General features: G+C 39.8%; 9 protein-coding genes. 8 read left to right on the top strand and 1 reads right to left on the bottom strand.

Translation table 11 applies throughout. From position 1 onward, the window contains the following. Window positions 1-278 precede the first annotated feature (278 nt). Window positions 279-2,513, top strand: a complete 2,235-nt coding sequence (gene pcrA / locus LJE09_RS16205; protein WP_055058613.1) for a DNA helicase PcrA — start codon at window positions 279-281, stop codon at window positions 2,511-2,513. A gap of 77 nt (window positions 2,514-2,590) precedes the next feature. Here the strand turns inward: pcrA and LJE09_RS16200 are convergent, their stop codons facing one another. Further along, a complete protein-coding gene (locus LJE09_RS16200; RefSeq protein ID WP_161276575.1) occupies window positions 2,591-3,274 on the bottom strand; it encodes a YjjG family noncanonical pyrimidine nucleotidase in 684 nt (227 codons plus the stop codon). 288 nt (window positions 3,275-3,562) lie between these two features. On the opposite strand from LJE09_RS16200, the gene LJE09_RS16195 reads away from it, so the two are divergent. The 7 genes from LJE09_RS16195 to LJE09_RS16165 all read left to right on the top strand — a co-directional run bounded on the left by LJE09_RS16195 (window position 3,563) and on the right by LJE09_RS16165 (window position 9,124). Beyond that, window positions 3,563-3,784 carry a hypothetical protein gene (locus tag LJE09_RS16195; RefSeq protein ID WP_008706577.1) on the top strand — a complete coding sequence of 74 codons (222 nt, stop codon included), beginning with the start codon at window positions 3,563-3,565 and terminating at the stop codon, window positions 3,782-3,784. A gap of 66 nt (window positions 3,785-3,850) precedes the next feature. Then, complete coding sequence (gene rlmD, locus LJE09_RS16190; protein ID WP_227311551.1) at window positions 3,851-5,491, top strand: 23S rRNA (uracil(1939)-C(5))-methyltransferase RlmD; 1,641 nt, start codon at window positions 3,851-3,853, stop codon at window positions 5,489-5,491. A 147-nt stretch (window positions 5,492-5,638) separates the two neighbouring features. Then, window positions 5,639-6,304: a hypothetical protein gene (locus tag LJE09_RS16185; RefSeq protein WP_118633339.1), complete on the top strand. Its 666-nt coding sequence runs from the start codon at window positions 5,639-5,641 to the stop codon at window positions 6,302-6,304. Window positions 6,305-6,590: 286 nt separating this feature from the next. Beyond that, window positions 6,591-6,923, top strand: a complete 333-nt coding sequence (locus LJE09_RS16180) for a recombinase family protein (RefSeq protein WP_118633338.1) — start codon at window positions 6,591-6,593, stop codon at window positions 6,921-6,923. A gap of 66 nt (window positions 6,924-6,989) precedes the next feature. Further along, window positions 6,990-8,279 carry a VirB4 family type IV secretion system protein gene (locus LJE09_RS16175; RefSeq protein ID WP_118520193.1) on the top strand — a complete coding sequence of 430 codons (1,290 nt, stop codon included), beginning with the start codon at window positions 6,990-6,992 and terminating at the stop codon, window positions 8,277-8,279. Then, the gene (locus LJE09_RS16170; protein WP_144137038.1) at window positions 8,248-8,451 is read left to right on the top strand and encodes a hypothetical protein; all 204 of its coding nucleotides are present in this window, start codon (window positions 8,248-8,250) and stop codon (window positions 8,449-8,451) included. Before LJE09_RS16175 ends, LJE09_RS16170 begins: the two co-directional genes overlap by 32 nt. Before the next feature lie 64 nt (window positions 8,452-8,515). Then, window positions 8,516-9,124 (top strand): hypothetical protein, encoded by a 609-nt coding sequence (locus LJE09_RS16165; RefSeq protein ID WP_118520197.1) that lies wholly within the window; start codon window positions 8,516-8,518, stop codon window positions 9,122-9,124. Window positions 9,125-9,464 lie beyond the last annotated feature (340 nt).

Here is a 9,464-nt window from a genome sequence, read left to right as displayed (position 1 = left end):
GGCGTATCCGCCGATATTCAGTCTGACGCCTAAAGCGTCTGGAAGCACGTGACTTTAGTCATGTGAGGTTTACTTTACAGGAATCAGTTGTAGGCGAACAGATTTTTGTGTATAATCATAAAGATATATGCCTGTTCAGGCACAAAAAATATTTCGAGAGATGTAAACGGTAACCGGTACATATTTTGAATCTGAAAGATTGTTGCAGAAATCAACTTGTTGATCAGCATGGTTGTTTGTAAAATAATGTACCGTACAGGAAGAAGACAGGAGAAAATATGAGCGATATTTATAGTACATTAAATCCTCAGCAGCAGGAAGCGGTTTACCATACAGAAGGTCCACTGCTGATCCTTGCGGGAGCGGGTTCGGGAAAGACAAGAGTACTTACCCACCGCATTGCTTACCTGATAGATAAAAAGGGAATCAATCCCTGGAACATTCTGGCTATCACATTTACAAATAAAGCAGCCAGTGAGATGAGAGAACGTGTAGATAAAATAGTGGGATTTGGTTCCGAGAGCGTATGGGTTTCCACATTCCATTCTACCTGTGTGCGTATTCTGCGTCGTTATATTGACCGTCTTGGATATGATACCAGATTTGCTATTTATGACACAGAAGATCAGAAAACTCTGATGAAAGAAGTGTGCAGAAAACTGAATATTGATACCAAGAAAACAAAGGAACGTTCTCTTTTGGCGCAGATTTCCCATGCAAAAGATGAACTGATCACACCGGATGAGATGGAACTGAATGCAGGTGGGGACTTTGTTAAAAAGAAGGTTGCTGAGGTATATCGGGAATATCAGGCTGCTTTGCGCAGAAATAATGCGCTGGATTTTGATGATCTGATCGTAAAGACCGTAGAGCTTTTTCAGAACTGCGGAGATGTTCTGGAAAACTATCAAGAACGTTTCAGATATATCATGGTGGATGAGTATCAGGATACCAATACTGCACAGTTTAAATTTATCAGCCTGTTGGCCTCTAAATATGAAAACCTCTGTGTAGTCGGTGATGATGACCAGTCTATCTATAAATTCCGTGGTGCAAATATTGGAAATATTCTTGGATTTGAGCATGTTTTTCCAGATGCAAAAGTTATCCGTCTGGAACAGAATTACCGTTCCACAAAGAATATTCTGAATGCAGCCAATGCGGTGATCGCAAATAATACCTCACGTAAATCAAAAACACTCTGGACTGAGAATTCGGAGGGGGAACGAATCCATTTCCGCCAGTTCATGAACGGATATGAGGAAGCAGAGTATGTGGTAGGCGAGATTTCCAGAGCTCACAGAGAGAATGGTGCGAAGTATAAAGACTGTGCAGTTCTGTACAGGACCAATGCACAGTCACGACTCTTTGAAGAGAAGTGTCTTCTTGCGAATATCCCTTACAAGATTGTAGGCGGTGTGAATTTCTATGCGCGTAAAGAAATCAAAGACCTGTTATGTTATCTGAAGACAATTGACAATTCCAGAGATGATCTGGCAGTCCGCCGTATCATCAATGTACCGAAGCGTGGAATCGGAGCCACAACTCTTGGCAGAATACAGGATTATGCGGATAAAATGAGTGTGAGTTTCTATGATGCCTTGCGTGTGGCAGAGGAGGTCCCGTCTATTGGAAGAAGCCTTTCAAAGATTGATGGATTTGTAACCTTTATTCAGAGTTTAAAGAGTAAGGCAGAGTCTTATACAGTACGTGAACTTCTGGAAGAAGTGATTGAACTTACCGGATATGTGGCAGAGCTGCAGGCTGAAGATACAGATGAATCGAAGGCAAGAATCGAGAATATTGATGAACTTATTTCCAAGACAGAATCCTATCAGGAAGCAATGGAAGAACAGGGACAGACTGCCACACTTTCAGGTTTTCTCGAGGAGATTGCACTGATCGCAGACATTGACAGCGTGGATCCGGATCAGGATTATGTGCTTCTTATGACACTACATAGTGCCAAAGGTCTGGAGTTTCCGAGAGTATTTCTCGCAGGAATGGAAGATGGGATGTTTCCGTCTTATATGTCCATTATATCAGATGACAGATCTGATCTGGAAGAAGAGAGAAGGCTCTGTTATGTGGGTATCACAAGAGCTATGGAGGATCTGACGCTGACAAGTGCCAGACAGCGGATGCTCCGGGGAGAAGTACAGTATAATAAAGTATCCAGATTTGTACGTGAAATTCCGCGGGAGCTTGTGGATCTGGGACAGGAAGCTCAGGAAAAGAAGAAAAAGATTGAAGAGATGATTCAGGCAGACAGAAACCTTGCAAAAATGAAAATGGCTTTTGAGACGAAAACATTCAAGCCCAGAGAATTTAAGGTGACGAAGGCTGCTGCACTGGATTACGAAGTGGGAGACACTGTCCGCCACATTAAATTTGGTGTAGGAATTGTTAAAGACATTGTAGACGGCGGAAGAGATTATGAAGTCACTGTTGATTTTGACAAAGTGGGAATAAAGAAAATGTTCGCAGGATTTGCAAAGCTGAAAAAAATATAGTAATGGGGCAGGTGACTTAAGTCACCTGCGGAGGCTGCGAAAAGCAATAAGCAGTAAGACGAACGATTTTATCCGCTTTATATATGAGACAGGAGTTCAGGAAGTTTCATAAGACTGTCAAATTCATGATCAGGGATGATTTCTGAAGTCTTCTCATGGCTGGGATTAAACCAGATTGTGCGGATTCCGGCATTGATGCCGCCCTGGATATCAGAGGTCAGGCTGTCCCCGATGATTACTGCTGTTTCCTTATGGAAATCAGGGATTCTGGAGAAACAGCAGTCAAAGTATTCCCTGCCCGGTTTATTGTATCCCAGTTCTTCGGAGATAAAAATACCCTCAAAGTAACGGGAAATTCCGGAACTTTTAAGCCGTCCCTTCTGGACACTTAAGGTACCGTTTGTAACCAGATACATCCGGTATTGACCGTAAAGAGTTTCGAGCAATTCTTCTGCACCATCTATGAAATAGTGTCCCTGGGCCAGAAGAGTTTCATAGGTATGTGCAGCTTCTTTTGCAGGTATATCCACATTCAGCTCTGCAAAAAGAAGCCGGAATCTCCGAAGCTTTACCTGGTCTCTGGTGATCTTGCCCTGTTCAAGAAGCTTCCACTGGGCGAGGTTGAGCTCACTGTAACGCTTCAGAACTGAAGGCTCGGGAACAATGTGAAAACTTTTCAGAGTTTTTGCGATAGCTGCTCTTTCTGCCCGGTTAAAATCAAGTAATGTATTATCAAGATCAAAAAAAAGTGTTTCTACCATAAGTATTTATCCTCTCTTATCAGATCGTTGCTGTCGGCATATTTTTAAGTCAGGGGCAAAATTCATTCCAGATTGCCTGCGGCAATGGAATTTTGGCTTGTATGTCTCGGGATTGTGTGAACAGTAACCCCCTGATATCATTATAATAAAGAAACTAACAAAAGTATAGAATAAATGCAGATATCTTATGGTAAAATTACAGAAAAAGTGTTATAATAATTTCATTAAACAGCAGACGGCAGAAGTGTTAAGTGTCAGCTGATGAATTATTGAGAGGATGGTGCGATTATGAATATCAAAATTGAAGAATTATTATCAGCATTAAACAGAAAAGAAGAAGAGAAAGAAAAAAATACAGTCCTCTGGGTACTGGCAATCATTGGCGCAGTTGCAGCAGTAGCAGGTATCGCATTTGCTGTATATCATTTCTTTGCTCCGGATTATCTGGAAGATTTTGAAGAGGATTTTGACGATGACTTCGACGATTATTTCGAAGATGAAGAAGAATAATTACCTGTAATATGAAAATGAAAGAATAGCTCCGGCTTATACCGGGGCTATTTTTATGGAGGTTATATGAAAAAAGGCGAAATTTATGAAGGCGTGATTGAGAAAGTAGATTTTCCCAATAAGGGAATTGTGATAACAGACGGACAAAAAGTTACCGTAAAGAACGGAATGCCCGGACAGAAAGTCCGTTTTATGATCAATAAGAAGCGTTCCGGACGTGCAGAGGGAAGACTTCTGGAAGTGTTGGAGAAGTCTCCGCTTGAAACAAGAGAACCGGTCTGTAGCATTTTTCCGGAATGTGGAGGATGCATGTATCAGACCATGTCCTATGAAAACCAGCTCAAAATGAAAGAATGTCAGGTTCGTGAACTGTTGGATGGTGCATTGAACGGCACTGATTACCAGTGGGAGGGAATTCATGGAAGTCCCATTGAATTCAGATATCGAAATAAAATGGAATTCTCCTTTGGTGATGCATATAAGGATGGTCCGTTGACGCTGGGTCTGCACAAAAAAGGCAGTACCTATGATGTTCTTACAGCAGATGACTGTCAACTGGTTCATGAAGATATGACGAAAATCCTGACTTGTGTGCATGAATACTTCCTGAAACGAAACGTTTCCTATTATAAAAAGATGCAGCATACAGGATATCTGCGCCATCTGCTTCTCCGCCGCGGTGTGACTACAGGAGAGATTCTGGTCCATGTGATTACCACCAGTCAGGAAGAACATGATCTGGAATCTCTGAAAGAAGAACTTCTTGCACTTCCGCTGGAGGGTAAAATTGTGGGAATCATGCATATTATCAATGATTCTCTTTCTGATGTGGTGCAGAGTGATGAGACACGTATCCTTTACGGTCAGGATTTCTTTTATGAAACGCTTCTGGGACTGCGATTTAAGATCAGTACATTTTCATTTTTCCAGCCTAATTCACTGGCTGCGGAAGTGCTTTATTCTATTGTACGTGAGTATATCGGAGATACGAAGGATAAAGTAGTGTTCGACCTTTACAGCGGAACCGGAACGATCGCCCAGCTTGCAGCCTCCGTAGCGGACGAAGTGATAGGTGTGGAAATTGTGGAAGAGGCAGTAGAAGCTGCAAAGCAGAATGCAGCACTGAATAACCTGAGTAATTGTAAATTTATTGCAGGGGATGTCCTTAAAGTCCTGGATGATCTGACGGAGAAACCGGATGTGATCATTCTGGATCCGCCAAGGGATGGAATCCATCCCAAAGCATTGCCGAAGATTCTTTCTTATGGGGTAGACCATATTGTATATATTTCCTGCAAAGCGACCAGCCTGGCAAGAGATCTTCCGGCATTTCTGGCGGCAGGATATAAGCTGGAAAAAGCCTGCTGCGTTGATCAATTTTGCCAGACTGTTCACGTCGAGACGGTTGTTAAATTATCCCTCAAAAAAGATACACCGAAAATTGAGGTAACAATGGAGCCTGATGAAGAGAGTAATTACACACCAGAAGAAAAGGCTACTTATCAGAAGATTAAGGAGTATGTGAAGGACAAGTATGGTGTGCATGTGCATACTTCTTACATTGCACAGGTAAAACGGATGTGTGGTCTGGATATGGGCGAGAATTATAATAAGTCTAAGAAGGAGAATCCAGAAGTGAAGCAGTGTCCGCAGGAGAAGGTGGAGTATATTAAGGATGCGTTGAGGCACTTCGAGCTGATTTGGTAACTGTATATTAGTATGCCACGGCATTATTATAAAAAGTTCCTCTCGAAGCAGTAATTAAGTCAATCTTAAAGTAGGGAAAGGATTTTTATATCAAACTCAAAATCGATTAATATTAAGTAAGTATTACGACAAAGGAGATAGTAGAAAATGGCATTTACAAGTGAGACTAAAAAAGAACTAGAGAATTACATATCAGGACATTTACCTAATAAAGAGTGGTATGAGTCACATTTTTATCCATTTATTGAGAATAAAAGTTTGAGAGATAGACTTATTGTAGAATTTATAAATGCGAGAAAAATTTATAAATTCTTTGAGGGTTTACAAGCTTCGGACGAGCTTTTATTAGCTCAGATAAAGACACAGGTAATAATGTATGTGTCTATTCAAGAGGCGGTTGTTAATTATTTGTTGTTTGAACTATTTGAGGAAACGAATACAGTAAAAAATCTTCTGTTTCAAGAACGCTTGGTCAAAATTGGAATACCAGGACATAAATTGGAAAAAATAGCCAAAGAACTGGAACATGATAAAAAAGATATTATTCCATGCTATAATAAGGTTCAAGCTGTTGATAAAACTAAAATTCGCTATGAACAAAAAGTAGCAGCATTATTAGAGCTGAATCTGATAAGTAAAGGATTGGCAGATGATTTAGTCAAATTATATGAATACAGAAATACTGTTCATATAGAGGCTGAAATGAAAAAGAAACTAGTGTATGACCTAAGTATGGGAGAATTAGCATATAGGAGAGTAGAAGGATTAAGTATAGAAGTGAGCAATGCACTAGAAAAACTAGAATCCACCTAAGGGTTTTAAAAGGATTCAAAAATTACAAGTATTGACACCGCTTCGCCCATGACGATAAATCAAGGGTTGAGGTGGTGTCATTTCTTATAGTCATAAGTAGTCAGAGAAGGAGGTTGAAAATACCTTTTTTTTATACCCATTTTTAAGGAGGTGGTGTCAAAAAGCATACATAAATACCGGGACGTTTCGTAAATGGATGTCCAAACATTTGGGGACTGTTTATCAGTCCTTTTTTAGTAGTTTCAAAAAGTACACATTTCAGGACTAAGGAAAGGAGCGAATAATCATGAAGAGATATGGTTATCACAGAACAAGTACAAGAGAACAGCATTTAGACAGAGGCATCAAGGAGATTACAGCCTATTGTGAGCAGAACAATCTGGAGCTGGAAAAGATATTCACTGACCAGCAGACAGGAAAGAATTTTAATCGTCCAAGATATCAGGTATTAAAAGAGGATGTATCAAGAGCAGGTGACAAGTTGATTATTACTGAGGTAGACAATTTTACAAGCTATAAAAATTACAACATATGGCTTATAGAATTGAAAAGGAATATATCGGGAAAAGTAATTTGTGTCACCCGTGGTGACACAAATTGGAAAGATAAATCAAGATAGTTAAAAAAGGAATTACTTCGGTAGTTCTTTTTTCTTACCAAAAACAAGAACAGGAGGTTAAAAAAAATGCTAAAAATATTCAGAAAGGACTCACTGACTCCACAGACAGAACGCATTTACAAAGTGCCATTATTTCACCGATTGGGGAGCTGCCTGATACCATTAGATGCCACGGAACGTTTGCGAGCATTACACAGTTATTATCGCATGGGTGACGAGGCATCTTTTTCTTTTAACTGGAATGAATATCTGCATCTGAAACGGGACTGGAGAAATGACATTATCAATACTTCTTTGCGGGAGCATCCGGAATATTTGGAAATGGAGGGTGGAAGCTGCGCCTGTGTGATGTTTATCAGAAAATATCCGAACGGTTTGACGGATCAATTCTTAAATGAACTGACAAACATGGACTTTCCAATCATTTATTCAATGGATGTGGAGCCGCTCGACAATGATGTGGCATATCAGATGGTGATGAAAAAGTACATGTCTAATGAGCGAAGCATTAACCGTGAGCAGGAGTTGAAAAACGAAAATGGAGATTATTCTACCAACATCAATTACGAGAGGAGAAAGCAGCAAAGAGACACGGAGGAGATGCTTGATCGTATTTCTTCGTTTGATGAGCGGCTTCTTTATGTGGGGATCACCATTGTGGTAAAAGCTGGTTCGATGGAAGAACTGGAGGAGCGGACAGAAAAGGTGCGTATCATTGGAAAAACACACAACATGGACATTGTTCCACATTCGTATCGACAGCTTGATGCCTTGAATACATCATTGCCGACGGGAGCAAGATTTGTTGATACAATGCGGACAATTACCTCTGAGGAACTTTCCATTTTCATTCCGTTTAATGCGCAGGAGATTCATGATGATTTGGGATACTGCTATGGCTTTAATAAGGTATCCAAAAATCTGATCATAGGAAACCGTAAATTATTAAAGAATGGAAACGGGATGGTGTTTGGTGTTCCGGGTTCCGGAAAGTCCTATAATGAGAAATCCGAGATGGGGCAGGTGTTATGTTTTTCAAAGGATGACATTATCGTGGTAGATCCAATGGGTGAATATAAAGACATTGCTGCAGCGTGGGGCGGTCAGTATATCAATCTGACACAGTCTGCGGAAAATGTCTTTTATGTCAATCCGTTCCATGTACCGGATGTTGTGCCGGACATTGACCGCTTTGTGGCGGAAAAAGCAGAGTTTGCCTATCTGTACCGGAATGAGCCAGAACTTAATCGATGCACAGAGAAACCGTTCTACGAAAACAATGGTTTCCAATTCCGAATTTATGCTTTTGCTGGATCAGGGAACAATGGACAAGGAAGCGGTAGAAGATTTGTTTGATATTTCTTCCGAGCAGCTTGCCTGTGTGAATGGAGCAGAGCCGGGAATGGGACTTATCCGGTTTGGCGATAAGATTGTCCCACTTGATAATACAATAGAAAAAGATAACAATCTTTATCAGCTATTTAATACCAATTTCCATGAGATGGTATTGGATGAAAAAAGTACTTGACAATACGGTACACCGTATATATAATACAGACATACGGTACACCGTATGAAAGGAGGCGCTAATAATGAGAGCTCAGGACAGATGGAACAAGAAAGCAGGATACATAAGCAAGTCATACAAAGTCAATCAGAACATTGCAGATGATTTTGCTAGTTCCTGTAAGGAAATGGGAGTTTCTCAATCTGGAGAGTTGCTAAAATTTATGAGCGAATTTATAAAGAAGAACTTGAAAGGAGAAAAGAAAATGAGAGTAATGACTAAGTATACTCAAGATGGTGAATGTGCAGGAATGGTTGAGATGGCGATAAATCAAGTTGTTTATCAATACGACAATACGGAAATTGAAAATGAGGAAAAAAGGATTTTGAAGGAATGTGAACAGATGGGAAAAGGAGGAAGATGCGATAACTGTTTAGATTTCAAGAAAGACTTTGATGTTCCAAATGCCAGGGAAACGGTTTCATTAGAAGACTTTTGTGAAATCGGTCGTTATGTTAAAAGCATTTATCTGCGTGATGTTGCATTGATGCGTTTGGTAATAGAAAAAAAACTTATGCCTGTTCGTATACGATACAGCAATGAAATGGAGTTAAATATTAACTATTCCCATGGCAATATGATCTTTACTTTACAAATGGATTTGTTCCCGTTTGATGTTTATGTTGTTATTTAATTTATCGAGTGAATTTTTCAAGGCATACAAAGATAAGCTTTGTGTGCCTTATTTGTCTATATGGAAAAAATTATTTAACGAAGAAATGAGAAGGAGAAATTATGGATCATCTAGACAAATTCCCCTTTCGTAGTTAAGATTGAGTATATCTATCATATACACGAACGTACATTCGATTCAAGAAAATACGGATAGTTTTAAATTGATTGTGTCAATTTACAATCAATTTCTATTCAATGTGGTTTTCCGGCAAGTTCTGTAAAATAAGCTCAGATCAAAACAATAACGGGAGGAGCTTATGCAACAGAATATTGAATTTGAGCGGTGCATTGATTTTCTG

The organism is Blautia sp. DFI.3.45 (assembly GCF_020593505.1).
In the GTDB taxonomy this organism is placed as follows: domain Bacteria; phylum Bacillota; class Clostridia; order Lachnospirales; family Lachnospiraceae; genus Blautia_A; species Blautia_A wexlerae.
The sequence above is the reverse complement of the archived record's forward strand: the minus strand, read 5'-3'. Positions and strand labels throughout refer to the sequence as shown.

Excerpts from the sequence above, each read along its gene's own strand:
- pcrA (WP_055058613.1), top strand. The coding sequence starts at position 279 with ATGAGCGATATTTATAGTACATTAAATCCTCAGCAGCAGGAAGCGGTT.
- LJE09_RS16200 (WP_161276575.1), bottom strand. The coding sequence starts at position 3,274 with ATGGTAGAAACACTTTTTTTTGATCTTGATAATACATTACTTGATTTT.
- LJE09_RS16195 (WP_008706577.1), top strand. The coding sequence starts at position 3,563 with ATGAATATCAAAATTGAAGAATTATTATCAGCATTAAACAGAAAAGAA.
- rlmD (WP_227311551.1), top strand. The coding sequence starts at position 3,851 with ATGAAAAAAGGCGAAATTTATGAAGGCGTGATTGAGAAAGTAGATTTT.
- LJE09_RS16185 (WP_118633339.1), top strand. The coding sequence starts at position 5,639 with ATGGCATTTACAAGTGAGACTAAAAAAGAACTAGAGAATTACATATCA.
- LJE09_RS16180 (WP_118633338.1), top strand. The coding sequence starts at position 6,591 with ATGAAGAGATATGGTTATCACAGAACAAGTACAAGAGAACAGCATTTA.
- LJE09_RS16175 (WP_118520193.1), top strand. The coding sequence starts at position 6,990 with ATGCTAAAAATATTCAGAAAGGACTCACTGACTCCACAGACAGAACGC.
- LJE09_RS16170 (WP_144137038.1), top strand. The coding sequence starts at position 8,248 with ATGGACAAGGAAGCGGTAGAAGATTTGTTTGATATTTCTTCCGAGCAG.
- LJE09_RS16165 (WP_118520197.1), top strand. The coding sequence starts at position 8,516 with ATGAGAGCTCAGGACAGATGGAACAAGAAAGCAGGATACATAAGCAAG.